The sequence below is a fragment of the Paraburkholderia youngii genome (assembly GCF_013366925.1).
Taxonomy (GTDB): domain Bacteria; phylum Pseudomonadota; class Gammaproteobacteria; order Burkholderiales; family Burkholderiaceae; genus Paraburkholderia; species Paraburkholderia youngii.
Map to the genome: position 1 here is coordinate 137,318 of NZ_JAALDK010000002.1, position 23,586 is coordinate 160,903.

The window sequence follows — 23,586 nt, forward strand, 5'->3', positions numbered from 1 at the left end:
GTTGATTCAACACGCGCGCGTCGTCGACGTGACGGAATGGGCTTATGGCGGTCGATTTTTCGCCCGGCTCATTCTCGGCGGCATCGAGTTCATGCACATGATCGTGAAAGGCCAGATGAAAGACGACGGCATCGCGCAGACTCCCGCCCAGCAGTTCTACGCCTTGATCGTATAAGTAATCCTCACCATATCGACATTTCTTTGACTCGTCTTCATTAACGCGACAAAACCCGAATGCCTCCACTCAATCGCCTGTCGATTGCCGTTTTCTCCTACACCTGTTCTGGACTGGTTCCATATATCAATGAGAGTGAGGTATCTCAAAGCAGATCATGAAGGGCATACACACACAATCCGAAACGGAAAAGGCCACCCGACCTGTGCTGATATCCCGCGTTGACAAGCTGCGCTGGTGCTTCACTTCGCGGGACGGTTGCACGCCATCACGATACATTGACGCGTTGATGCGTTCGTGCAGCCGACGCCAGCGCATCAAGCACTCTGGCGTTGGCGACCGCGTCATCCGTCGTGAATGGCATTGTCCGCTTAGTCAATACTGCAGATGCAAACGCCTCAATCATCAGGCAGTACTGATTGACTGGAGGAAATACCTCTTCCCGTCGATTTCCGTCCGCGTCGACCAGAACGACCAGGGCCTGAGGGACGCGGGTACCCATTCCAGGGAGAATTGCACGCGGCACTTCGATCGAACCCTCGGTGCCGATCACGGTGTAAGTTCCCTGACCACCTGCCATGAACGAGCAACTGACCGAAGCAATGCAACCATTCGGGAATTCGAGAATGCCCGTCGTTGCAATGTCCACATCGAAATGCGGGTCGACGATCCAGATCGCGCTCGCATGCGTGGGCTCGCATGCAAATATCATCCGCGCGATGTTGACCGCATAGCACCCCATATCCAGCAGGGCGCCGCCTCCAAGCGCAGGCTGCAATCGAACGTTGGCGGGGTCGGGCGGATTCATCAGATTTACGGACAGATGTGCGCGAACCTCGCGGACCTGGCCTATCGCACCTTGCGCAATAAGCTCGTGCACGCGCCGGTGTTGCGGATGAAACCGATACATGAAGCCTTCCATCAGTGCCACGCCATGACGCGAGAAGGCGTCGGAAACCATTTCTGCCATCTTCGCGGTCGTCGCGAGCGGTTTCTCACACAGAACCGCTTTCCCTGCCTCGGCCGCGCGCATTGCCCATTCGGCATGCATGCTGTTGGGAAGCGGGATATAGATCGCATCAACGCCGACATCGGCCAGCAACGCGTCGTAGCTCTCCACTACTCGCGGTATGCCCAAGGCCTGTGTGTAATCGCGGGCTTTTGCAGGGTCGCGGCTCGCGAGTGCCACAACGGACCCGTTGACGGACGTTTGAATAGCAGGGATCACCTGAGTGCGCGCGATGTCGGCAGTGCCCATCACGCCCCAACGCAAATGACTGACCATCACTGATTCTCCTTCATTGTTGACATAGGCGAAATGCGACTAGTTGCGCCCGGCTGCCTCAGTGGGTGCTAGTCATCAATTGAACCGCAGCCATAGCGCGTTCCGCTGCAGACAATCGCAACCATATTGCGATCTCGTTGCGAATGGCAGGGGCGCCAGATGGCGCAGCCTGCCAGGCAAACAATCATTGGTAACCTTGGCTAGCATTACCACGGCCCACAACGAAACGTTTAGCGAAACGTTTTGTTAGGAATTTATAGCAACCTGGCCGCCATATCACAATCAGGGGTTACACCGGCCACAATCTTGGTTCTCGACGCCACTCTGGGCACGCCCTTGACCGAAAGTCCACGTTTACCCGCCATTGACATCCGCAAGTGCCTTATCTAAATTTTGACGAAACGTTTCGCTAAACGTTTCGGCGCGAGGCGCGTGGAAGGCGGAGCGGCTCGCCGCCTTTGACCGATGACGCGAACTGCGAACACGTATGGCCGGCCGCCCTACGAACGGCGCCTGCGGTGTCCGCGGATGGTTGCAGTGGAGGCGGCAGCAGCGTCTCGATCTTGTCCGAACAGACGGGCAGCAGTATGGGTGCGCCTAAGGCAGAAATTGGTCAACCGTGGGGAGAAAGTCGTGCAGAAAAGTCGTGGCGAAGACGATTGCGCTAGATGGCTCCTGCCTCAGTCCGTAGGCGTGAGGTATGAAGGAAGCGGTGGGGTGGGGAGCGCTTCAACATGGCCCCAACTGTCGATCCAAAACGCACAGGACTCCTGTAAATGCTGGAACAATGCTGCTGCAGCAGCCTCAAGCCTACCGTCGAGCCACAGGCCGAGCACGTCGAGGTGCTCGCGTAGGCTACTTTCAAGGTGGGCCTGCGGTTCACCAACGCAACATTTAAGACGATGCGGGTTCGAAACGAGCAGAGAATGGGTCCGATCGAGCACGCGCAACAATTCTTGGTTCGGGCAGGCCGACAGTAATTCAATGTGCAGGTCCTTCTCAAGGCTGATGTGCGTGTCGCTGCCCAACTGCGGCATATCATCGAGCGCCGCTCGCAACCTATCGTGTGCCTCGCGCACGCGTTCTCGGGGAATAGCGCGCGCCGACTGCATCAGCGCCTGCGGCTCCAGGAGCCAGCGCAATTCATATAGGGCGTGTAGCCGATCGGCTGTGATGCGTTCAGCTTCCCACCGGCCCTGCCGGTCTTTGGTCACCATCCCAAGACTATGCAATCGCCCTAGCGCGTCGCGAGCGACAGTGCGGCTTACGTCGAAATGCTCGGCCACGCGTTCTTCAGTAATTCGCAAAGAATGATAGACGACGCCGATGCAGACCTGTCGTTCCATCTCTGCATAGACCTGCTTCCATCGTGGCATCGGCTCGACAATCATTTCGGCGATGTTAGCGAGATCGCCCCGACTGTCGTCGGCATGCCGACCGACCACGATATACCCTCTGCCGGGTGCGGCACGCACGGCCTTGTCGATGCAGAGGGCTTCGAGCGCCCGTCGCGCTGGTGAACGACTTACCGCGAATGCGCGAGCGACGTGAACCTCGAGCAGGCGCTCCCCAGGGCGGATGCGTCCGTCCTGGATCATCGCTTTGATATGCGCATAGACGCGCTGCTGCATCGGAGCGTGCTCGTCAGGATTCGAGCCGAGGCTGGAGAGGGCAGGCTTGGAACTCATAGTTGGTTTGGTCCGCGGTGAGTCGTGTGCAACGAAATTATATTGTCAAAAACGAAGCGTGCTGAAAGCTCTGCCGTGCGAGCATTTCGGCCCCCTATGTTACGTGTTCTCAAGGTTCCGCTCGGGTGACTTAAAGCTCCAGGGTATGCACGGATGGTCACACAATGTACGTCGTATACATTGCACCTATGTACAACGTATTCAATGTACGTACCGACAACTGTACACCTTTTTACTCCACCATCGCACTCATTAGAAAGGATTCAGCCGTGTCACACGCTATGACTCGTCTGCCCAGTCGGCGCCGCTTTGAGAGCCGTTCCGGCCGGTCGTTGCAATTCACTTCTCTAGGCTTCGGTAGCGCGCCCCTAGGGAATCTTTACCGCGCCTTGAATAACGAGCAGGCGCGGCTGACGCTCGAAGCAGCTTGGCAGCATGGAGTGCGTTACTACGATACGGCGCCGCTGTATGGATATGGATTGGCGGAGACACGCGTGGGATCGTTCCTTCGTGAACAACAGCGTGACGACTATCTCTTATCTACCAAGGTAGGGCGGCTGTTGAAACGCTGCGCACCCGAGCAGCGCGACGGCATCGGGAAGTTCTTTGAGGTACCGTCTCGCGAAGTCATCTACGACTATTCATACGACGGCGTGATGCGCAGTCTCGAGGCTTCGTTCGAGCGTCTGGGAGCCGACCGGATCGACATCGTGTTGTGTCATGACATCGATATCTTCACGCATGGAAGTGCGGAAGCAAGCGCACAACGCACGCGTGAATTTCTTGACGGCGGTGTGCGAGCACTCAGCGATTTGCGCAGCCAGGGCGTGGTTGCAGCGATCGGCATCGGTGTAAATGAATGGCAGGTCAGCGAAACAGTTGCGCGCAATACCGACGTCGACTTATTCCTGCTGGCGGGACGCTACACACTGCTCGAGCAAGAATCGCTCGATTCCTTCCTGCCGCTGTGTATGAAGAAGGATATGGGTGTAATCATCGGCGGCCCGTTCAACTCGGGCATTCTCGCGACGGGGCCGAAGCCTGGGGCCTACTTTAACTATGGACCGGCCTCGCCCGACATACTCAAGCGGGTGGCGGCAATTGAAGCAGTATGCCGCGCCCATCAAGTAGCGCTGAGGGATGCTGCCTTGCAATTTCCGCTGATGCACCCGGCTGTCGTCAGTGTGATTCCCGGGGCGATAACGCCCGCCGAGTTACAAGGCAACGTCGAATCCATGCAAACGCCGATTCCCGCGCAACTGTGGAGCGATCTGCGCAGCGAAGGTTTACTACGCACCGATGCGCCCGTCGTCGAGAACATGCAGGTCTAGACAAGCGCGGAACGGGAAGATAACCGGCCGCGACGCGGGTAATCAGGACACCATTGTTAGCAACACGATAGGCATCGCGATAAATCATTAACTTTCTCCGGGAGACGCAGATGAACACCGCTGAAGCACTGGCGCAATTGGGCATTTCCGAATCGATCCTCACGCAAGAACAGATCGACGCCTTCGATAGGGATGGCTATTGCATTTTCCCGAATGTTTTTTCCCCGGCAGAGATCGACGAGATGAGGGCCGAAGTTGACCGGCTTCAGAAAATAGAAGGCGCTTACGGCGGTCATGAAGTCCACATCGAGCCGGGCGCAATGCGCCTGTCCAACCTGTTCAACAAGTCAGAAGCGTTTGACCGCTGCCTTCGTTGCGGTCCCACCCTTGCGATTGCGCACCGTCTAATGGGCGAAATTCGTGTGTATTCGCTCAACGCCCGCAACCCTGCAAAAGGTGAAGGTCAACAGCCTCTGCATAGCGACGTTTGGCGCGCCCACGAGACCGACTGGCGCATGATCAACACTATGGTCATGCTCGACGACATGACCGAGGATAACGGCCCGACGCGTGTTGTACCGGGTTCGCACAAGCTCGTGCCGATCAACGTGCCAGACATTAATCTGGTCAACGCAGAGCGCATGGAAGTCACGCCCGAAGAAAAGGCCATCATGCCTGCCGATCCTGTGGCAACCCACCCGCGCGAAGTTCACATCACGGGGAAAGCTGGCTCGATCGCTGTAATCAACGGGCGAATCTGGCACGGCGGCACCGCAAACAGGACTGGAATAACGCGCCGCGTACTGCATATGGCAATCGGCCGCCGCGATATCCCGCAACAGCTCAACGAGCGCGAACATCTGACGCTCGCGCTCTACAAGCGTGCTGCCCCGGCCGAACGCTTCCTGCTCGATATCGAGGGTGCAGAGCCGAAGGTAGACGATCCGCTTGCTTTACCGAAAGACGCGCGGCTCTGGAAGGCCGCTCAAGCAGAAACGACTGGCCGTTACTGACAAAAACGCTCGTGCAACAAGCGCTGTGAGGACAAACAAGATGGAAAGGATGGCTTTCGTACTCGGTATCAAGCCCGAAGCGCTGCCGGAGTACAAACGGCTTCATCGCGAGACCTGGCCGGAGGTCATTGAGATTATTTCGGCTGCAAATATCCGCAACTATTCGATTTTTCTGAAGGAGCCCGAGAACTTGTTGTTCGCCTACTGGGAATACCACGGCACGGACTTCGCTGCGGACCAGGCAAAGCTTGCTCAGGAGCCACGCATGCAGGATTGGTGGCAGATCTGCGAGCCGATGCAGGTCCCGCTCGAAACCCGCCGGCAGGGCGAATGGTGGGCTCGCCTCGAAAATGTGTTTTTCAAGCCATGAGCGAGCCCATGGCCTGAGTTGGTTGCAGTCCTACGAAGTTTTCGATTCTGTGCCAATTTGCGTGCGCACGGCAGAGACCAAGGAATCATTGAAACAACTTGGCAAGGCTGTACGCGTGTGGTTCGAGTAGATAAAACCGATGCTGTAAGGAGACAATCGTGCGTCACACCACCCCTCTGCTGAAGTTCCTCTCCGCGGCCATGCTGATGGCAGCGACGCTATCGAGCAGCCTGGCCCATGCCGATGCAAAGAATCCCGTGATTGCTGTCGCGATGAAAACACAGGTACAGCGCCGCTGGGCCTTTGACATCGCCGCTATGAAGCGAGAGGCCGCGGCGCTTGGCGCCAAGCTAATCGTGCAGTGGGCCAACGACAATCCGGTCCTGCAGGCATCGCAGGTGGAGAACCTGTTGAGCCAGCAGCCCGACGCCTTGATTCTCGTACCCGTCGACAGCCAGGCGGCCGGACGAATCGTCAATTCTGCACACCAGGCAGGCGTGCCGGTAGTCGGATACGACATCGGCGTGACGACCGCGAAGCTTGACTACTTCGTGATGCGCAACAATGCGCTTGTCGGAGAACTGCAGGCAAAGGGCGCGTTGGAAAAGTCGCCCCACGGGACTTTCGCGTTGATGAAGGGCGATCCCGGCAATGATGTTGCGCAGACCATCAGCAAGCAGTATGACAAGGTGCTGGTGCAGGACAAGGACGTGAAAGTCGTATTCGACCAGTTTGTTCGCGGATGGGATCCAAAGCTCGCGCTGTCGAATGCGGAAAATGTGTTGAGCGCACAGAACGACAAGATAGATGGCTTCGTCACCTCCAACGACGGCATGGCGCTGGGCGTGGCGCAGGCGCTGAAGGCGCGCAACTTGGCCGGCAAGGTCTACTTGTCCGGGCTCGACGCCGACCCGTCCTCGCTGCAACTGATTGCTCAGGGCGTACAGACGATGTCGGTATGGACCGACCTCAACGACCACGGCACTTCGGCAGTCAAGGCTGCGGTCGCGCTGGCGAGGAAGGAAAAGCCGGCAATTAGCACGACCGATGTGAACCTTGGCGCTGGCGCCGTACCGACTCATCTCGTGAATGTCTACGCGGTGACGCAAGCCAACCTGTGTAAGTTCATCACAACGGGCGCGCCTAAGGGATGGGTCACGGCGGACGAGGTGTATGGCGCTGGTAAATCACAATGCAAGTGAGCAAACTTATGTGGCGTGATCCTGCAACGCTCGATGTCTCGCAGCCTCACGCAGAGGGCAATGCCGTCGATGCGTCGCGTGCCGACGGCTATGTGCTCGAGCTGCGCGAGGTCGGCAAATCGTTCGGCGGCATTCCTGCACTCAGCGATGTGAATTTCAACGTGCGGCCAGGTGAAGTCGTCGCCGTCATCGGTGAAAACGGCGCGGGCAAGTCGACGCTGATGAAGATCATTTCGGGCGTCTATCCGACCGACAGCTACCAGGGCGAACTGTTGCTCGACGGCCGGCCTGCTCGTTTTCGCACAGTGCGCGACGCGGAGGCGGCCGGCATCGTGCTGGTGCCGCAAGAACTGTATATCGCGCCGAATCTGAGCATCGCCGAAAACATGTTCATGGGGATGCTGCCATCGCGGCGCGGTTTTGTCGACGAGGCGAAGCTATTCACCCTCGCGATGGAGCGCTTGGCGTTCTTCGGTGTGCAGGCCAATCCGAACGCTTCCGTTGGAGAACTCAGCCCATCGGCTCAGCGGCTCGTCACTATTGCATCGGCGCTGTCGAAAGCGGCCACCCGAGTGCTGATTCTGGACGAACCGACAGCTTCGCTCACACAGGGCGAAGCTGTGCATCTGTTCGAGCGGATTGCACAGATCAAAGCGCAGAATGTCGGCTGTATCTACATTACCCACCGGCTCGACGAGATCGCCCAGGTCGCCGACCGAGTGGTCGTGATGCGCAATGGCCGGGTGGTCGAGCATTTTGCGTCTGCTCAGGACAAGATCTCCGATATGGTCCGCGCCATGATCGGCCACGATCCCGAGCCAAGCACGCCGCGCGTGCTTAATGAACGCGCCGCAGCCGTGCTGACTGTATCGAACCTTTCGGTGCATGAAGGCTTTGGCTCGAAGCGCTGCCGGGTGGACAACGTAAGCCTTGAACTGCGCCGCGGTGAAGTGTTGGGTCTGTTCGGGCTAGTCGGCGCCGGTCGCACTGAGCTCGCCAAAGCAATCTTCGGCGCATGGCAAGGAACGTGCGAAGGCGAAATTCGTATCGACGGTGAACGGGTACATCCGCGTTCGCCCGCTGAAGCGATTTCTCTAGGTATCGGCATGTTGACGGAAGACCGAAAGCAGACCGGCCTGATTGAGGGGCATAGCGTGCTGCACAACATCAGCGCGGCGAGTATTCGATCTGTCTCCAGTGGCCCGTTCATTCGCGAACGCGACGAGGTTGATCGCAATCGCGAACTGATTCGCAAGCTCGACCTGCGGCCGCCGCGGCTGGACGCCAAAGTCGAATGGTTCAGCGGCGGCAATCAGCAGAAGGTGCTGCTCGCGCGGTGGATTGCGATCCGACCGCGCATCCTGATCGTTGACGAACCGACCTACGGGGTCGACATCGGAGCGCGTCAGGAGATCTACCGTTTGCTACACGAGCTCGCTGCCGAAGGGACCGCGGTACTTATGATTTCGAGCGACATGACCGAGATTCTCGATGAAAGCGACCGTGTACTGGTCATGTACAAAGGCCGCGTTACGCAATCGTTTGACAGAAAGGCTAGCCGTCACGAGTTGATGGCAGCCGCGACAGGGGAGATCCATTAAATGAAGAACCAGACTTTGCCGGGCACTGTGCGGCCGCCGGCAGCCGCTGTGTCAGCGGGCAGCGCTGGGCGCCGCGCGCGTCAGCTTATCAACCCTCGAACGCTGACGATGGTCGTAGTGTTCGTTCTCCTCGCGGTTGTTTTCAACGTCGCCTCGGGCGATATCTTTCTCACGCCACGCAATCTGTCGCTGCTTCTGCGACAGGCCTCAATCGTGGCGCTGGTGGCGGCTGGCGTATCGATCCTGATGATCATGGGTGAGATCGACCTGTCGATTGGCAGTTCGGTCTACCTGTGCGGGGTGGTCGCGGCAAGCTTGCAGATCACGCACGGCCTCGGCGTCGTGCCGACCATTATGTTAACCATCGGCGTGGGCATATTGATGGGCCTATGGCAGGGGCTTTGGGTGGTTACGGTAGGGGTGCCATCGTTTATCGTCACCTTGGCGGGGCTGCTCGCGTTCCGCGGCATCGGCTACTATGCGACCGATGCGGCCACCCTTGCTCCGGTGTCGATGGCGTTCTCGGCCCTCAGCGAGGGCTTCGTCCCCGTGATCGCCTCGATAGTGGCGCTTGTGATCGCCTATCTCGCGGCGGCGGCTTACATCCTGCGGAGGCACCGTGTCAGCCGGTCACACGAGGGCGAGACTAATACGCTGCGGCTCGCGAGCAAACTTGGGGCTCTGACCGTGACCGTTGGCCTCCTGATCTGGGTGTGTGCCGGCTTCCGTGGGATTCCGACCGCACTTATCTGGGTCGCCGTAATCGGTATCGTCCTCTGGGTGGTGATGACGCGTACCGTATTCGGCCGCAATGCATACTTGACTGGTTCAAATCGTGAAGCTGCGGTTCTGGCGGGGATTCCACTGGCGCGCCAGCTCTATGTCGGCTTCATGCTAATGGGTGGCCTGTATGGAATCGCCGGCGTTCTGATGACCGCCCGTATCGGCGCCTCGACACCGACCACTGGCATGTATATGGAACTCGACGCGATCGCGGGCGCCGTAATCGGCGGCACCGCGCTCAAGGGTGGTATTGGCACCATCCCCGGCGCGATTGTCGGCGCCATCCTCCTGGCGACCATCGACAATGGCATGAGCATCCTAAACATTTCGTCATTCATTCAGTTAGTCATCAAGGGTTTGGTGCTGCTTTTTGCTTTGGCTTTTGACTCCTTTATGAGCAAGCGCAACGGACGCGGCTAATATGAACACGACGACATTCGATACGCTCGAACGCGCGGGTGCGCATACGTCACCGCGCGTCATCCGGCTCAACGCGCTCGACGATGTAGTGATTGCCATCGACCAACTGGTATCCGGTACGGCAATTACGAGTGAAGGTGTGACCGCATCGGGTCTGATCCCGCCCGGGCACAAGATGGCGACCCGCCCGATCGAGACCGGCCAGCCTGTGCGACGCTACGGACAGATCATCGGATTCGCAAGCCAGCCGATCAAGCCCGGCCAGCATGTTCACAGTCACAACCTGACGATGGGCGACTTCACGCGCGACTATGCCTATGCTCACGATGCACGGCCCACGGTCCGCGCGACCGAGCCCGCGTACTTTCAGGGCATTGTGCGCGACGATGGCCGGGTCGCCACCCGCAACTACATCGGTGTATTAACCTCCGTAAACTGTTCGGCCACGGTCGCCCGCGCGATCGCAGATCACTTCCGGCGGGACGTTCATCCTGAAGCGCTCGCTGATTTCCCGCATGTTGATGGCGTTGTCGCACTCACCCACAGTTCGGGCTGTGCCGTCGATTCAGAAGGGGAGGGCCTCAAGATCCTGCAACGTACGCTGGGCGGTTACGCGTGTCATCCGAACTTTGCTGGTGTACTTGTGATCGGGCTTGGCTGCGAGACCAACCAGATTTCGACGCTACTGAAGAGTCAGGGCCTAAAGGACAATGGCCGGCTGCGCAGTTTCACGATTCAGGACACAGGTGGCACGACGCAAACCATCGCGCGCGGCATCGAGCTAATTCGCGAAATGTTGCCAGGGGCGAATGCTGTGCACCGCGAAAGCGTGCCGGCGAGTCATCTGCTGGTCGGTCTGCAATGCGGCGGCTCGGATGGGTATTCCGGCATCTCGGCCAATCCGGTGCTGGGTGCTGCTGTCGACATGTTGGTGGCGCATGGGGGCACCGCAATTCTGTCGGAGACGCCTGAAATTTACGGCGCCGAGCACCTGTTGACTCGACGTGCGGAAACCGTTGAGATCGGGCAAAAGCTCGTCGAGCGCATTCGCTGGTGGGAGGCGCATTGCGCTCGCAGCGGCGCTGCGATGAACAACAACCCGTCGGCCGGCAACAAGGCGGGTGGCCTCACGACGGTGCTCGAGAAGTCGCTGGGCGGCATCGCGAAAGCTGGATCGACGAACCTCGTCGACGTGTACGAATACGCGCAGCCCGTAGACGCTCACGGACTGGTATTCATGGACACGCCGGGCTACGACCCAGTCTCCGCGACGGGCCAGGTGGCCGGCGGCGCCAACCTGATCTGCTTCACGACCGGACGGGGTTCGGCCTATGGTTGCGCACCGTCGCCTTCGATCAAGCTTGCGACCAATACGGCGCTTTGGGAACGTCAGTCCGACGATATGGACTTTAATTGTGGCGAGGTGCTGAGCGGAGCATCGATTACCGAACTCGGTGCGCAGGTGTTCCAAATGATGCTGGAAACCGCGTCCGGCAAGGCGTCGCGCAGCGAAATACACGGCTATGGGCAGCAGGAGTTCGTGCCTTGGCAGATCAGCGTGATCACATAACGTGCTCATGCTGACTAGCCGCTCCGAAATCTTCTCTGGGCGGCTCCTTCGCCGAATTCAATTTCAAGGCAACTTTTCAAACCGGGAAATTTCGTGCCATCGTTTCCGGTTGTCGATTCCATCTACATATTTGGGATCCCGCTGTCCTGCCATACTCTTGGCACAAAGCCGTGCCATCGCTTAATCGCGCCTATCTTCCGACCGACCTGGATGCTGCAAGCGATGCGGGAACCGTGGGAGCGATGATCTTTGTGGAATGCGACGTTGATTCCCCTTACTCGCTTGACGAAATCGCCTGGGTCAACGAGCAGGCCCGACTGGATCCGCGCATTGCTGCCTTTGTCGCACACGCCCCGGTTGAGCAAGGGGCTGGCGTACTAGCGCACCTGGAGGAACTGTCAGAATTTGGACGTGTGCGCGGCGTGCGTCGTCTGATTCAGTCGGAAAGCGACCGCAACTTCTGTGCGCGCCGGCAGTTTATCGCCGGGGTGCGTGAACTTGTGCGCTTTGGGTGGACTTTCGACATTTGTATCAGACACTTTCAAATGGAGAGTGCGATCCGGTTGGTCGACGCATGTCCACGCGTCCAATTTGCTCTAGACCATATAGGCAAACCCAATAGATCTTGCGCGGTGCCGGCCTCGAGCGCAGCACACGCTTGAAGAAACGTTTGGCCGCGGCTTTGTCGCGCCGCTTTTGTAGCAAGAGTCGAGTTCTGCGCCATGCTCGTCGACCGCACGCGACAGCAGGTGCGGTTCGCCACGCAGCGCGATGAACATCTCGTCGAGGTGCCATGTGCTACCCGGCTTGCGTCGCGCAGCCTTGACCGGGTGTCGCGCAAGCTCAACTGAAAGCGGGAAATACCAGCGCACAGCGCAACTGTGTCGCGCATGAGTGACTCCGCAGGCCCGGAGCGACCTAGTCAATGTGAAACACGTTATCCATCATTGCCCAATGCTCGCCCTGTTTTCGCGACTCAAGAGGCACTTGACATGGGTCGGTCAATTTCCACCACCTTTGTGTTTCTGGATCGGCCGCAATCGCGGCCATATCCGCCTCGAAGTCTGTCCCGACGTATTCCCAGTATCCGAAAAGAAGATTTTCTGGTTCCTTGAGAAATATCGAGTAATTGGTGACATTGGAACGCTGGAGCCGCTCGACAATCGCAGGCCACGGAGCCGCGTGCAGCGCCTTGTATTCGTCGATCTTCTCGGGCTTGATGTGGATGACCATTCCCATTCGTTGCATTGAGTGTTCTCCGTGTTTCGCTTGCATACGCGAGAGGTATCTGTCCGGTTGGAATATGGGTCGTGCTTAGGCTGCGGCCTTCGTAGCGGCGTATTCGTCGCCAACCATCATCTTGACTACCGATTCGCCGTCGGTTTCGCTTACCCGCTTTTCTCCCACGGCCTCGCCACGTCGAAGAACGAAGATGCGATCCGACACACTGAAAATGTCGAGCAGATTGTGCGAGATCAGAATGACCGAGACGCCTTTTTTCTTCAGCCCAAGAATCAATTCCATCACCTTTCGCTGCTCTGGCACACCCAAAGCAGCCGTGGGCTCGTCCATGATCAGCACCCGCGCATTCCAGTAAATTGCGCGTCCAATTGCGATAGCCTGACGCTGGCCGCCAGAGAGCATCTTGACCGGACCGTGGATCTTCTTCTCCGGAATGACGATGTCGAGCTGATCCAGCACCTCGCGCGCGACGCCAGCCATGCGCGGGCGGTCGATGGTGCTGACGCCGAAGCGACGGGTCACCGGCTCACGTCCTAGAAAGATGTTGCTGCCCACATCGAGGTTGTCAGCAAGCGCAAGATCCTGATAGATCGTTTCAATGCCTCTCGCGCGAGCGTCGTGAGGGTCGCGCATGTCGAGAGGTTGACCGTCGAAAAGCACCTCGCCTTCACTCGGTTGATAAACGCCCGATATGATCTTGATTAACGTCGACTTACCTGCACCGTTGTCACCGCACAATGCGACGACCTCGCCGGGGTAGACCTTCATCGACACTTTCTTGAGCGCCTCGACGCCTCCGAAGCGGATTGATACGTTGCGCACTTCAAGTAGCGGTTGGTTCATGATTTTAGACTCCGAGACGTTCCTTGTACTGGTCGATCAGCACCGACACGATGATGACAACGCCAACCGCGATGAACTGCCAGAATGCATCGACGTTAATGAATACCAGACCAAACTCGATCACAGCGATAATCAGGGCGCCGATCAACGTGCCGATCAGGTTGCCGGTACCGCCAAAGAGGCTTGCGCCTCCGATGACGACCGCGGCGATGGAGTTGAGCAGCATGGGTTCGCCAGCCGTGGCCGATCCGGCAGAGAATCGAGCCGTATAGACGATGCCGCCGACTGCAGCGAACGCTGCCGCGAGCATATAGATCACGATCTTGTGCCGACGTACGTTAATCCCTGCTCGGGCGGCAGACTGCTCATTGCCACCGACCGCATAGGTATATTGGCCGAAGCGGGTGCGCGACAGGATGAAGTGCATGACGGCCAGCAGGATCACCGTGACGATGACCGGATTCCACCCGGAGCCCAGCCATTGCAGTCCCGCGTTGTCCACCGACACAGTCATGCCACTGCCTGCAGCGAGAAAACCGGCACCGCGGGCAATACCGTACATCCCGAGCGTCCCGATGAATGCTGGAACACGATATCGCGCAACGAGCGTGCCGTTAATAGCGCCTGGAATGACTGATACAGCAATGGTCAGCGGCACAGAGAGGCCGAGCGCCCACGGTGATGAGCCTGCGAGCAAAGTGAACTGGGCAGCGCACACCGCTGCAAGGCCCATGACGAATCCGACTGACAGATCGATGCCCGCAGTGATGATCACGAACGTCTGACCAATCGCGAGAAGCATCGGTGCGCTTGCCGCAAGTGCTATCGACTGCAGGTTGTAGGCATTGAAAACGAAGGACCTTTGCTGGATTACCTGCGACCAGATTTCAAAGAAGAGGCAGAGCACCGCCAGAAATAGCCAGGGCCAGAAACGGCCAACCAGCGCCTTGTAGTCGATCGTCCTTGGAGCCGGCGATGTGCCAGTCGCTCGTGGCCGACCGGAAAGTGAGGTGGCTTTTTGCATTGCAGTGTCTCCAGATAGCCCTTACCAATCACCGACGGCGGTTTCGAGCCGCCGCCGGCACAAATCAGTTGGAGTAGATGTATTGCTTGACGTCAGCGTTGTCGATGTTCGACTTGTCCATGACGACGAAACCGGTGCTTTTCTCCTTCGGGACCGGCTTGCCCCGGATTGCGTCGACTGCATACTTGACGCCGTAGTAGCCCATGTCGGCTGGGCGCTGGGCGATTGCGTAGTCGACCAGGCCGCTCTTAATATCCTTATCGATGCCCGGTACGGCGTCGAAAACGATTAGCTTAACCTTGCCGCTCTTTCCGGACATGTGGATCGCCTGCGCCACACCTTTGCCGGAAAACGTATTCGTGCCGAATACGCCGGATAGACCAGGCTCACGCGCCATCACACCCGATACATCCGAAACCGCCTTGTTCGCGTCGTCTTCGCTATACAACGTCGGCAGCACCTTGATGTTCGGATACTTTTTCATTTCTTCCTGGAAGCCCTGCACCCGCGCATCGGTGCTCGAGACACCCGGTTTGAGGCTTTCGCAGAAGACGATGCCCTTTTCACCGAGCGCCTTCGCCAGCGTTCGCGCTGCAATACGGCCGCCTTCCTTATTGTCAGACGCTACGAACGAAAGCGGGAAGTCCGCGTTTCCGCTGCCCGTCTGATATCGGCCGGTGCCGATGTAAGTGTCCACAGTGATGACCTTGATTCCCGCATTCTTTGCTTCCGTCAGCGGCTCGATCAGTTGCTGTGCGTCCACGGGAGAAACCAGGATCGCATCGGGACGTTTGGCAATGAATGCCTTGAGGATCGGCACCTGCTCCGTGGTGTTCCAACTTTTCGGAAGCTGGAAAAGCAGCTGGGTGTTGTCCTCCGCTGCCGCCTTCTGGGCACCGCGATACATCGTGAAATAGAAGGGATCGACCACCCCGGGCAACAGGGCCACAACGGGGTGATCCTTGTCCGCATGCGCCGGAGGTGCGGCTAGCGCCGAGAGCATAAGCGCGCCCATTACTGCACTGATCACACGACGGCATGTACGCACGGGGCGTGTTGTGTACAGCGGCTTCGTCAAGCTGTCCATGTCTGTCTCCTGTCTCTTTCTGGGGTTTGAAAAATCAGTGGTCCCGGTTTCGCGGCAAAACGTTTAGCGAAACGTTTCGTTGAATCTAAAACCTGTTCTGCGCAAAGTCAATCTATCTCGGGTAAACATGAACAGGTCGGATCGATATGTATCATTTGGGCCTTGAACGCGGAAGCGCATAGTGGAAACCCGGATGTATCTATCAATCCCCGTTTGCTATAAATCCGTTCACCGAAACGTTTCGCTAAACGTTTCGCCAGATAACGAAATTGACGGAGACAGGACTCATGTACACGAGACAGGCGATGCATGAACTGGGCATCAACGACGAGTTGGCCAGCGAGCAGCTGAAGGAACTGGACGAAAAAGGATTTTTCGTCGTCGAAGATGTGCTGAGCCCGGACGAGTGCCGCTCGATGGCCCGCGAGTTTGAGCGGCTCCATGAAGCCGAGCGCCTCACGGGTGGACATGAAGTTCACGTCGAGCCCGGAGCGCGGCGCGTGTCGAACATCTTCAACAAGACGTCAGTGTTCGACAAGTGCCTGGAACTGCAGCCGGTGCTGGCCGCAGCCCACAAGCTGTTGGGGGAGATCAAGGTGCACGGCGCCAATCTCCGCGATCCGGTGAAGGGGTTCGGTCACCAGCAGTTGCACGCCGACGTGCCGAAGCACTTCGAAGATGACTGGTGGGTGGTCAATGCCGTCATCCTGTTTGACGACATGACGCTGGAAAACGGCCCGACCCGGGTTGTGCCCGGGTCGCACAGATGGGCACCGATTAACGTGCCTGTTGTTAACCAGGGCGACTGGGAGCCCGGCCCCATTTCCGAAGAAGATCGCAAACGGATTCCCGCCGATCTGGACGCTCCGTATCCGGGTGAGGTCTATCTGACTGGTCGGGCTGGCACCGTCTTCATCATGAACGCGTCCGGCTGGCATAGCGGCACACTCAAAAAGAACGACGCAAACCGCCGGGTACTGCATCTCACGTATACTCGGCGTGACCTCCCGCAGCAGCTCGTCCAGATCGACCATCTCACCCCGGAACTGTACGAGCGCATGTCACCTGCACAGCGGTTCCTGCTCGAAATTGAGCCGCTTCGTACGCCGGACGGCATCTTGCGGCAGCCGAAGCGCGAGCATGCGGGATGGTGGAACTGAACGAATATGAAGCTCGGGGCACAACTGCGTGGCGGGAAAATCATGGCAACAATGAAAGATGTCGCACGTCTAGCGGAAGTAAGTTTGGCGACCGTCTCGGCGGTCCTGTCAGGATCGACCTACGTGAGTCCGGACCTCACGGAGCGCGTGCGCGTCGCTGTCAAGGCGTTGGGTTACGCGCCGAACACAGTCGCGAGCAGTCTGAAAAAGGGCTCCACCAAGCTATTGGGCCTGGTCGTCCCAGACATCACGAACCCATTCTTCACCGAGTTCGTGCATTCCATTCAGAAACGCGCTCACGTCCACGGCTACTCTGTTCTGTTATTCGACAGCGATCGGGATCTTGAACAGGAGCATGCGTATCTCCGCATGCTCCGCGCCCATCTGGCCGTCGGCACGATCCTCTGTGCATCGGCACCGGAAGAAGCCTACGACAAGATTCGTTCGGAGATCGGCATCATGCCTGTTGTAGCGGTCGACCACGTGGTCTGCCCCAACGAGTGGGATTCGGTTGCTCTCGATAACGTTGCCGCAGCACGCCTTGCAGTACAGCACATCCTGGAATTTGGCCATCGGCGCGTCGCAATCATCTCCGGTCCGCAGAACCTGCTGCCTGGTCGTGATCGCTTGCGCGGCTTCGCCCAGGCGATCGCGGCCGCGAATCTGCCGGTCAATCCCGACTACGTAAGACAGGGCGCGTTTGGTGAGCACGACGCCTATACCGCAGCGCTTGAGCTAATGGATCTCGCGGAGCCGCCGTCAGCCATCTTCGTGGCCAATAACCAGATGCTGATTGGCACGATGCGGGCATTGGCGGAAAGGCGTTTCGCGTGTCCTGCGGACGTATCAGTCACCGCGATCGACGATTTTCCATGGGCGAACGCTTTCTCTCCCGCACTGACCACGGTCCGGCAGCCCGTTGACGCGATGGCCGAAGCGGCGCTCAACATGCTGCTCGAGCGCATCAGGGGGGACGAGCGAAGCCCTCGGCATATGGTCTTTCCGCCGGAACTGGTCGTGCGTCAATCGTGCAGCAGTCCAGCGGCGTTCGGCAAAACGGAAAGTCAGGGAGCCGCCCGGACTCCAAGCGCGACGGCACGCGACAGTTCCGACAAAAAGTCGCGCATGAAGAAGACGGATTTAGCGGGAACGGAAGGAAACATCGATCTTCCGACGGCGGCCCGCTGACTGGCATACATATTCATGCCTGGCACTCCAGTCAAAGCTGACGGCTGACTTTGATCTGCGTATTACATACGCGATACAACGTCATCATTAACTCTCCAGTCAATCGATGCACTAATTGGGAGAAGGACGGTCATGAAGGTTGATGCACATCAGCACTTCTGGACGACTGCGCGAAGCGACTATGGCTGGCTCACCCCTGATCTCGCTCCACTATGGCGAGACTTTTTGCCATCGGACCTTGCGCCACTTGCGCAGGCGGCGGGCGTTGACAAGACCGTTGTCGTGCAGGCCGCACCGACGATGAATGAAACGCTGTATCTGCTGGAGCTGGTCGCGGACGATCCACTCGTTGGAGGTGTCGTGGGCTGGGTTCCAATGCTTGACCCCGACGCACCGACCCTCATCGAGAGGCTGGCTCGTGAGCCGAAGTTCAAGGGTGTCAGACCCATGCTGCAGGATCTGCCCGACGACGACTGGATTGCAAATCCTGAATTAGATCCGGCTGTTGCCGCGATAGTCAGGCACGACCTGGCGTTCGATGCGCTGGTTTACGTGCGTCATCTACCATATCTCGCCAGGTTTGCAGCTCGACATGCCGAGTTGCGGATTGTGATCGATCACGTCGCCAAGCCTCGTCTGCCCGACGGTCAGGGAAGTGTGCGAACAACCACGCGCGTACGTGTAGGGGAAGACTGGGTTGAGTGGGCTCGCTGGATGGGCGAATTCGCCGAGATGAACAACGTGGTGTGCAAGCTCTCCGGCATGGTGACAGAGGCAGATCCGGGTTATGCCGACGATGCGTTCTCGCCATATTTCGCTTTTCTGCTCTCGCGATTTGGCGCTGAGCGCCTGATGTGGGGGAGCGACTGGCCGGTCCTGAATCTGAACGGCGATTACGCGTCGTGGCACGCATGCGTCGAACGACTGTCCTCCAGTCTCGCCAAGGAAGACCGGGCGGCGATCTTTGGAGAAACAGCCCGCTCATTTTACCGGCTGTGAGATCACGCCCGCGCGCTGGTGAGACTGGGATCAAGCGGGCAGCGTGTTTGATATCCGCAGCCCGTCGGTCAAGGATCATCAGCACTTGCCTTGCGTCCAGCGCGGCGAATCGATTGCGCGACAATTAGGCTGGAGTGACATCTTCCCGTGAGGCAACACGCAGATCCAGTCCGATAGTCGCTCTCTTCATGATGAACGCTCCTTTGCCGTGGACGTCACGACTTCTCCACTCTGGCATCAACGCGCGCTAGGTCGCGGGAGTCGTCCATCACATCAGAGCCTCTGACGCTAGAAGAGCGGCTTTCGAGCGACAACCGGCAGGCTATCGGTGAGAAGTGTCCGTTATCGCCGCCATGCAAGCCCAGCTGACCCGATCGAGAGCCCGACGGGCTGGATATGTCCCTCCGGTCATGCGCGCGGCTCTTCAAACTATTCAGACCCGACTGAGTAGCTGGCGCGACCGTTAAATGGCGTGGCTGGTCCTGGACAGAAGCTAAGGAGCGAACGCCGAGCTATGGGAGTCGTCGATCCGCAGCAGACGGCCCGCGTTGGCGATCACGATGAACGTGCCGACGTTGTGCAGGATCGCGGCCCACACTGCGCCGAGCATGCCGGTCGCGGCGAGCGCGATCACCGCGAGCGTCCACGCGAGGCCGATCGCCGCATTGGTCGTCGCCGTGCGCCGGCATTGCCGGCCGAGGCGGATGCAGGTCGGAATCCGCCGCAGATCGTCGCCCAGCAGCACGATGTCGGCCGACGCGATCGCAATGTCGACGCCGCGCTCGCCCATCGCGATGCTCGTCGAGCCGGCCTTGATCGCCAGCACGTCGTTCAGCCCGTCGCCGACGACGAGCGGATGCAGGCCCGCGCCGATCTCACGCATCACGTAGTCGAGCTTGTCGTGCGGCAGCGCCTGTGCGACCACCGCCTCGATACCCGTCTCGGCCGCGACTTTGCTGGCGACGCGCTCGAGGTCGCCCGTCAGCAGCGTTTGCCGCGCGAGGCCCAGCGTCCGCAACTCGGCGAGCGCTTCGCGCGCGTCGGGCCGCAGCGTGTCGGCAAAACCGAACCACGCGAGCAGCCGCCCGCCGAGCACGAGTCCGACGAGCGGCCCGTCGAAACCGTCAGGGGCCGGCGGCAAGTCACCGGCATGGTCGGCCAGCAGCGTGGGCCGGCCGAGTACCGCCGTGCCGGCCGGCGTGTCGGCGACGACGCCGAGCCCGCGCAATTCCCGCGTGCGTTCGAACGGCGCAACAGCGGCGCCCGTGAGGCCGGACGCGGCGGCATCACGGACTAGCGCGCGGCTCGCCGGATGCGCGCTGCTTTCGCCGAGCCGCGCGGCCAGCGCACGCGCCTGCGCGGCGTCGACACCGGGCTGCAGCCACACCTGCCGGACCTGCAATTCCCCGCGGGTGAGCGTGCCCGTCTTGTCGATCACGAGCGAATCGACCTCGGCGGTCTTGTCGAGGAACGCGGCATTGCGAAACAGGATGCCGTGCCGCGCGCCGACCGCGATCCCGGCAATGGCCGTGGACGGCGCGGCGAGCACCAGCGCGCACGGGCACGCGGCCACGATGACCGCGAGCATCGCCGATGCATTCGCGGACGTGAACCAGACGATCGCCGCGATCAGCAGGACGAGCGCGAGATACATGCCCATGTGCCGCTCGAGGACCTGTGTGACGGGCGGTTTCGCCTGCTCCGCATGCTGCATCAGCGCGATGATCTTGCCGAGCGTGGAATCCTTGCCGGTGTGAGTGACTTCGATGCGGAGCACGCCGTCGAGATTCAGTGCGCCGCCATAAACGGCGCTGCCCGCATCGATGTCGTGCGGCACGGATTCGCCGGTGATCGGCCCGTTGTCGACGCTCGACGTGCCCGCCATCACGATGCCGTCGACCGGAATGCGGGCGCCGGCCACCACTTCGATGCGGTCGCCCGCGCGCAACGCGTCGTACGCGACTTCGACCACGCTGCCGTCGGCGCCGATGCGGCGCACACGGCCGGCCGTCAGCCGGCCGAGCGCGCGGATGGCTTCCTGCGAGCCCAGCACGCTGCGCTCTTCGAGCGCATGGCCGAACGTCATCACGATCGGCAGCAGCGCGGCCGTCGTCATGTCGCCGATCGCCCACGCGGCCAGCATCGCGAGCGCGATCAGGCGATCGGTCACGCCGTGCAGGCTCGGCGCACGCAGGCTGTGCCACGCACTCGCGAACACCGGCCCCGCGACGATCAGCGATGCGAGCGCGGCGAGGAGTTGCGCGAGCGTTTCTCCGCCGCCCCACAGCATGCGCGACGCGAACGACAGCACGAGCAGGCCGCCCGCGAGCAGCGCCAGCGCGATCTGCCCCGTGATCGTGCGGCGCTCGTCGGAGGACAGCGCGTAGGCCGTCGTACCTGCGGGAGCGGCGTCCGGCTGCGTGGCCGGTTCGGCGAGCGAATTCATCGGGCGTTTCCGGGCAGGATCAGGTTCGAGGTGTCGTGCGGATCGATCGTCGTCACGCGCCCGGCTTTCGACAGCACGCGCTGCACGCGATCGCGATACAGCCGTGCCAGCAGCCCCGGATCGCCCTTCTCGCGGAGCGTTGCAGCGAGTTGCCGGATTTCGAGCGTGTCGGTCTGCGCGTTCGCGACGCGTTCGGCCGCGTGGGCCTGCGCGTCCTGCACGATCCGGTCGGCATCCTGCTGTGCGTCCTGGCGCCGCTGTTCGGCGGCGGTGCGTGCTTCGGCGATGGTGCGCTCGACGACCTGCAGCGACGTCAGCACCGCGTTGAACGCGTCGGCCGCCGCGCCGGGAAACGCGGGCTGCACGTCGACGCGCGCAACTTCGACGCCGAGCCCCGCGTGCGCCGCGTCGAGTGCGCGCAGGTGCCGCGCGATCGCGTCGGCGAGATCGCCGCGCAACCGTTCGCGACGCGCGGCCATCTGCCGGTCGGCGGCCAGTTGCTCGGGCCGCGCGACCAGAATCGCGTCGAGATCGCGGGTCGCCGCGACCTCGACGGCCGACGCGGACACGATCCGCTCGAGCGCCGCATCGAGACGGTCCCGCTGCAGCACATACGCGTACGGATCGCTGACCCGGTAATAGAGCACCGCGCTCAACGCGACCGCGCCGCCGTCGCCGGTCAGCACGTAGCCTGAACCGGCCAACGCGTCGGGCAATCGGGCGACACCCTGCGCGGATGGCGCGAGCGCCCGCGGATCGCGGTCGAGCGAGCGGATCCGCTGCTCGAGCACACGCGCGGCGCCCGGTACGAGCAGGACCGATTCGAACGGCTGCGGCCACGCGATCACGAGCCCGGAGTCCTGGGTGCGCACGAGCGCGCCGAAACGCATTACGACCGCGCGGCTGTCCGCCGGAATCCGCCGGATGTTCGAGCCGGCCCATGTGCCTGCGGCGAGCACCGCGAGCGCGGCGATGAACCAGAACGACAGGCGCACGGCCTGCGCGCCCGGCCCGAGCGGCGGTGCGGACGGCTCGCTCATCGCGCGGCCTTGTGCGCTTTGGGTGCCGGCGGCGCCTGCCCCGACCCGTCGGTCGGGCCCTGCACGAGCACGCGGAACGGCGCGGCGTCGGTGCGCAGGATCAGGTTCGTATTGGTGCCGACCACCGCGTTCAGCGTGTCGAGCGAACGCAGCATCGTGTACAGGTGCGGGTTACCCGCATAGCTCTTGCCGTAGATGTCGGCCGCGTCCTTGCGCGACTGCGCTTCGATGCCGGCCGCTTTCACGTTCGCATCGGCCAGCGCGATGCGCGCGTCGCGCTCGGCGTCCGAGCGGATCTGAGCGGCCTCGCGATTGCCGTCCGCGGTACGCTGCGCGGCGACGGTCTCGCGTTCGGCGCTCATCCGGTCGACCGTCGCGGCAAGCGTGGCGGCCGGCAGCGTGAGCCGTTCGAGCCCGACCTGGGCAACGCGCACCCCGTAAGCCGCATAAAGCTGCGCGTCGATCTGCCGGCGCAGTGCATCTTCGAATTCACCGAGCTTCACCTGGGCCGGATCGGTGTTCACGAGCGACGCCAGATCGTATCCGGCGGACGTCGTTTGCAGCGCGGAGCCGACGAGCGAGCGGATCTGCCGCGCCGCTTCGTCCGGCTCGTTGCCGACTGCGCGCATGAAGCGCCCGATGTCGCGCGCATCGGCTGGCACGCGCCACGCGACGTACGCCTCGACGATGATGCGTAGCCCGTCGCGGGTACCGACGTCCTGCAGGCCGCTCGACGTGGTGTGCAGGCGCAGGTCGACGGGCGTCACCGCATCGATCGGCGCAGGCAGGCGCCACGCGAGCCCGGGTTCGAGCAGCACCCGCACGGGCCGCCCGAAGCGCGTGACGACCGATGCCTCGCCGGCGCGCACCTGCACCAAACTCGCAACCGCGAGCGCGACCAGCACACACAGCAGCGCGATGGCGACGCGCAGGCGGAACGCGCCGGGCGGCTGCGGTGCGCCGTGATGCGCGTGGTGGTGGCCGTGGCCATGGCCGTGGTGCGCATGATCATGCGCGTGCGAATGAAACAGACTCACGATGTCGCCCCGGGTGCGGCGTCGTCCGCGTGCGGGGCGGCGGCACGGCCTGCCGCCGTGTTGCGCCGCCCGTGCGGATATC

General features: G+C 60.7%; 20 protein-coding genes and 3 pseudogenes. 13 read left to right on the forward strand and 10 right to left on the reverse strand.

Annotated elements, in window-relative coordinates; genetic code table 11:
- Nucleotides 1–61: 61 nt before the first annotated feature.
- Nucleotides 62–175: pseudogene (locus G5S42_RS31885) on the forward strand (IS6 family transposase); the annotation flags it as partial.
- A 63-nt stretch (nt 176–238) separates the two neighbouring features.
- Nucleotides 239–419, forward strand: a pseudogene (locus tag G5S42_RS31890) (ISKra4-like element ISBte2 family transposase); the annotation flags it as partial.
- A 24-nt stretch (nt 420–443) separates the two neighbouring features.
- On the opposite strand, the gene G5S42_RS31895 reads toward G5S42_RS31890, so the two are convergent.
- Nucleotides 444–1,460 carry a Gfo/Idh/MocA family protein gene (locus G5S42_RS31895; protein WP_176110799.1) on the reverse strand — a complete coding sequence of 339 codons (1,017 nt, stop codon included), beginning with the start codon at nt 1,458–1,460 and terminating at the stop codon, nt 444–446.
- A 680-nt stretch (nt 1,461–2,140) separates the two neighbouring features.
- Complete coding sequence (locus tag G5S42_RS31900) at nt 2,141–3,148, reverse strand: GntR family transcriptional regulator (RefSeq protein WP_176110800.1); 1,008 nt, start codon at nt 3,146–3,148, stop codon at nt 2,141–2,143.
- A 281-nt stretch (nt 3,149–3,429) separates the two neighbouring features.
- Between G5S42_RS31900 and G5S42_RS31905 the strand changes: the two genes are divergently transcribed.
- The 8 genes from G5S42_RS31905 (at nt 3,430) to G5S42_RS31940 (ending at nt 12,100) form a co-directional block, all read left to right on the forward strand.
- Complete coding sequence (locus G5S42_RS31905) at nt 3,430–4,479, forward strand: aldo/keto reductase (RefSeq protein ID WP_176111930.1); 1,050 nt, start codon at nt 3,430–3,432, stop codon at nt 4,477–4,479.
- 110 nt (nt 4,480–4,589) lie between these two features.
- Entirely contained in the window at nt 4,590–5,492 is a 903-nt protein-coding gene (locus G5S42_RS31910; protein ID WP_176110801.1) for a phytanoyl-CoA dioxygenase family protein, read from the forward strand.
- 40 nt (nt 5,493–5,532) lie between these two features.
- Nucleotides 5,533–5,862, forward strand: coding sequence for an L-rhamnose mutarotase (locus G5S42_RS31915; RefSeq protein WP_176110802.1), 330 nt, complete (start codon nt 5,533–5,535; stop codon nt 5,860–5,862).
- Between the two features lie 158 nt (nt 5,863–6,020).
- A complete protein-coding gene (locus G5S42_RS31920) occupies nt 6,021–7,064 on the forward strand; it encodes a sugar ABC transporter substrate-binding protein (RefSeq protein WP_176110803.1) in 1,044 nt (347 codons plus the stop codon).
- A 92-nt stretch (nt 7,065–7,156) separates the two neighbouring features.
- Nucleotides 7,157–8,665, forward strand: coding sequence for a sugar ABC transporter ATP-binding protein (locus G5S42_RS31925; protein ID WP_176110804.1), 1,509 nt, complete (start codon nt 7,157–7,159; stop codon nt 8,663–8,665).
- On the forward strand, nt 8,666–9,868 hold the full coding sequence (locus G5S42_RS31930; RefSeq protein ID WP_176110805.1) for a sugar ABC transporter permease: 1,203 nt from the start codon (nt 8,666–8,668) through the stop codon (nt 9,866–9,868).
- 1 nt (nt 9,869) lies between these two features.
- Nucleotides 9,870–11,438, forward strand: a complete 1,569-nt coding sequence (locus tag G5S42_RS31935) for a D-arabinonate dehydratase (protein WP_176110806.1) — start codon at nt 9,870–9,872, stop codon at nt 11,436–11,438.
- A gap of 128 nt (nt 11,439–11,566) precedes the next feature.
- Complete coding sequence (locus tag G5S42_RS31940; protein WP_376777206.1) at nt 11,567–12,100, forward strand: amidohydrolase family protein; 534 nt, start codon at nt 11,567–11,569, stop codon at nt 12,098–12,100.
- On the opposite strand, the pseudogene G5S42_RS31945 reads toward G5S42_RS31940, so the two are convergent.
- The 5 genes and pseudogenes from G5S42_RS31945 to G5S42_RS31965 all read right to left on the reverse strand — a co-directional run.
- Nucleotides 12,060–12,364: pseudogene (locus G5S42_RS31945) on the reverse strand (DDE-type integrase/transposase/recombinase); the annotation flags it as partial. The gene G5S42_RS31940 and the pseudogene G5S42_RS31945 sit on opposite strands and share 41 nt — an antisense overlap.
- Nucleotides 12,357–12,686, reverse strand: coding sequence for an L-rhamnose mutarotase (locus G5S42_RS31950; RefSeq protein WP_176110808.1), 330 nt, complete (start codon nt 12,684–12,686; stop codon nt 12,357–12,359). The pseudogene G5S42_RS31945 and the gene G5S42_RS31950, both read right to left, overlap by 8 nt.
- Nucleotides 12,687–12,752: 66 nt before the next feature.
- Nucleotides 12,753–13,523, reverse strand: coding sequence for an ATP-binding cassette domain-containing protein (locus G5S42_RS31955; RefSeq protein ID WP_176110809.1), 771 nt, complete (start codon nt 13,521–13,523; stop codon nt 12,753–12,755).
- 4 nt (nt 13,524–13,527) lie between these two features.
- Nucleotides 13,528–14,547: an ABC transporter permease subunit gene (locus G5S42_RS31960; protein ID WP_176110810.1), complete on the reverse strand. Its 1,020-nt coding sequence runs from the start codon at nt 14,545–14,547 to the stop codon at nt 13,528–13,530.
- 64 nt (nt 14,548–14,611) lie between these two features.
- Complete coding sequence (locus tag G5S42_RS31965) at nt 14,612–15,634, reverse strand: ABC transporter substrate-binding protein (RefSeq protein ID WP_176110811.1); 1,023 nt, start codon at nt 15,632–15,634, stop codon at nt 14,612–14,614.
- A gap of 287 nt (nt 15,635–15,921) precedes the next feature.
- Between G5S42_RS31965 and G5S42_RS31970 the strand changes: the two genes are divergently transcribed.
- The 3 genes from G5S42_RS31970 to G5S42_RS31980 all read left to right on the forward strand — a co-directional run bounded on the left by G5S42_RS31970 (nt 15,922) and on the right by G5S42_RS31980 (nt 18,981).
- A complete protein-coding gene (locus G5S42_RS31970; protein WP_176110812.1) occupies nt 15,922–16,794 on the forward strand; it encodes a phytanoyl-CoA dioxygenase family protein in 873 nt (290 codons plus the stop codon).
- A gap of 6 nt (nt 16,795–16,800) precedes the next feature.
- Nucleotides 16,801–17,982 (forward strand): LacI family DNA-binding transcriptional regulator, encoded by a 1,182-nt coding sequence (locus G5S42_RS31975; RefSeq protein WP_176110813.1) that lies wholly within the window; start codon nt 16,801–16,803, stop codon nt 17,980–17,982.
- A 132-nt stretch (nt 17,983–18,114) separates the two neighbouring features.
- A complete protein-coding gene (locus tag G5S42_RS31980; RefSeq protein ID WP_176110814.1) occupies nt 18,115–18,981 on the forward strand; it encodes an amidohydrolase family protein in 867 nt (288 codons plus the stop codon).
- Between the two features lie 493 nt (nt 18,982–19,474).
- On the opposite strand, the gene G5S42_RS31985 is transcribed toward G5S42_RS31980, so the two are convergent.
- From G5S42_RS31985 to hflC, 3 genes are read right to left on the reverse strand one after another with little or no spacing between them, the layout of a single operon-like run.
- Nucleotides 19,475–21,427 (reverse strand): heavy metal translocating P-type ATPase, encoded by a 1,953-nt coding sequence (locus tag G5S42_RS31985; RefSeq protein ID WP_176110815.1) that lies wholly within the window; start codon nt 21,425–21,427, stop codon nt 19,475–19,477.
- A complete protein-coding gene (gene hflK / locus G5S42_RS31990) occupies nt 21,424–22,467 on the reverse strand; it encodes a protease modulator HflK (RefSeq protein WP_176110816.1) in 1,044 nt (347 codons plus the stop codon). The genes G5S42_RS31985 and hflK overlap by 4 nt, the downstream gene beginning before the upstream one ends.
- Nucleotides 22,464–23,504 carry a protease modulator HflC gene (gene hflC, locus G5S42_RS31995; protein ID WP_176110817.1) on the reverse strand — a complete coding sequence of 347 codons (1,041 nt, stop codon included), beginning with the start codon at nt 23,502–23,504 and terminating at the stop codon, nt 22,464–22,466. The genes hflK and hflC overlap by 4 nt, the downstream gene beginning before the upstream one ends.
- Nucleotides 23,505–23,586: the final 82 nt, after the last annotated feature.

Excerpts from the sequence above, each read along its gene's own strand:
- G5S42_RS31960 (WP_176110810.1), bottom strand. The coding sequence starts at position 14,547 with ATGCAAAAAGCCACCTCACTTTCCGGTCGGCCACGAGCGACTGGCACA.
- G5S42_RS31935 (WP_176110806.1), top strand. The coding sequence starts at position 9,870 with ATGAACACGACGACATTCGATACGCTCGAACGCGCGGGTGCGCATACG.
- G5S42_RS31915 (WP_176110802.1), top strand. The coding sequence starts at position 5,533 with ATGGAAAGGATGGCTTTCGTACTCGGTATCAAGCCCGAAGCGCTGCCG.
- G5S42_RS31900 (WP_176110800.1), bottom strand. The coding sequence starts at position 3,148 with ATGAGTTCCAAGCCTGCCCTCTCCAGCCTCGGCTCGAATCCTGACGAG.
- G5S42_RS31950 (WP_176110808.1), bottom strand. The coding sequence starts at position 12,686 with ATGCAACGAATGGGAATGGTCATCCACATCAAGCCCGAGAAGATCGAC.
- G5S42_RS31965 (WP_176110811.1), bottom strand. The coding sequence starts at position 15,634 with ATGGACAGCTTGACGAAGCCGCTGTACACAACACGCCCCGTGCGTACA.
- G5S42_RS31930 (WP_176110805.1), top strand. The coding sequence starts at position 8,666 with ATGAAGAACCAGACTTTGCCGGGCACTGTGCGGCCGCCGGCAGCCGCT.
- G5S42_RS31910 (WP_176110801.1), top strand. The coding sequence starts at position 4,590 with ATGAACACCGCTGAAGCACTGGCGCAATTGGGCATTTCCGAATCGATC.
- G5S42_RS31970 (WP_176110812.1), top strand. The coding sequence starts at position 15,922 with ATGTACACGAGACAGGCGATGCATGAACTGGGCATCAACGACGAGTTG.
- G5S42_RS31985 (WP_176110815.1), bottom strand. The coding sequence starts at position 21,427 with ATGAATTCGCTCGCCGAACCGGCCACGCAGCCGGACGCCGCTCCCGCA.
- G5S42_RS31905 (WP_176111930.1), top strand. The coding sequence starts at position 3,430 with ATGACTCGTCTGCCCAGTCGGCGCCGCTTTGAGAGCCGTTCCGGCCGG.
- G5S42_RS31980 (WP_176110814.1), top strand. The coding sequence starts at position 18,115 with ATGAAGGTTGATGCACATCAGCACTTCTGGACGACTGCGCGAAGCGAC.
- G5S42_RS31895 (WP_176110799.1), bottom strand. The coding sequence starts at position 1,460 with ATGGTCAGTCATTTGCGTTGGGGCGTGATGGGCACTGCCGACATCGCG.
- hflK (WP_176110816.1), bottom strand. The coding sequence starts at position 22,467 with ATGAGCGAGCCGTCCGCACCGCCGCTCGGGCCGGGCGCGCAGGCCGTG.
- G5S42_RS31955 (WP_176110809.1), bottom strand. The coding sequence starts at position 13,523 with ATGAACCAACCGCTACTTGAAGTGCGCAACGTATCAATCCGCTTCGGA.
- G5S42_RS31975 (WP_176110813.1), top strand. The coding sequence starts at position 16,801 with ATGAAGCTCGGGGCACAACTGCGTGGCGGGAAAATCATGGCAACAATG.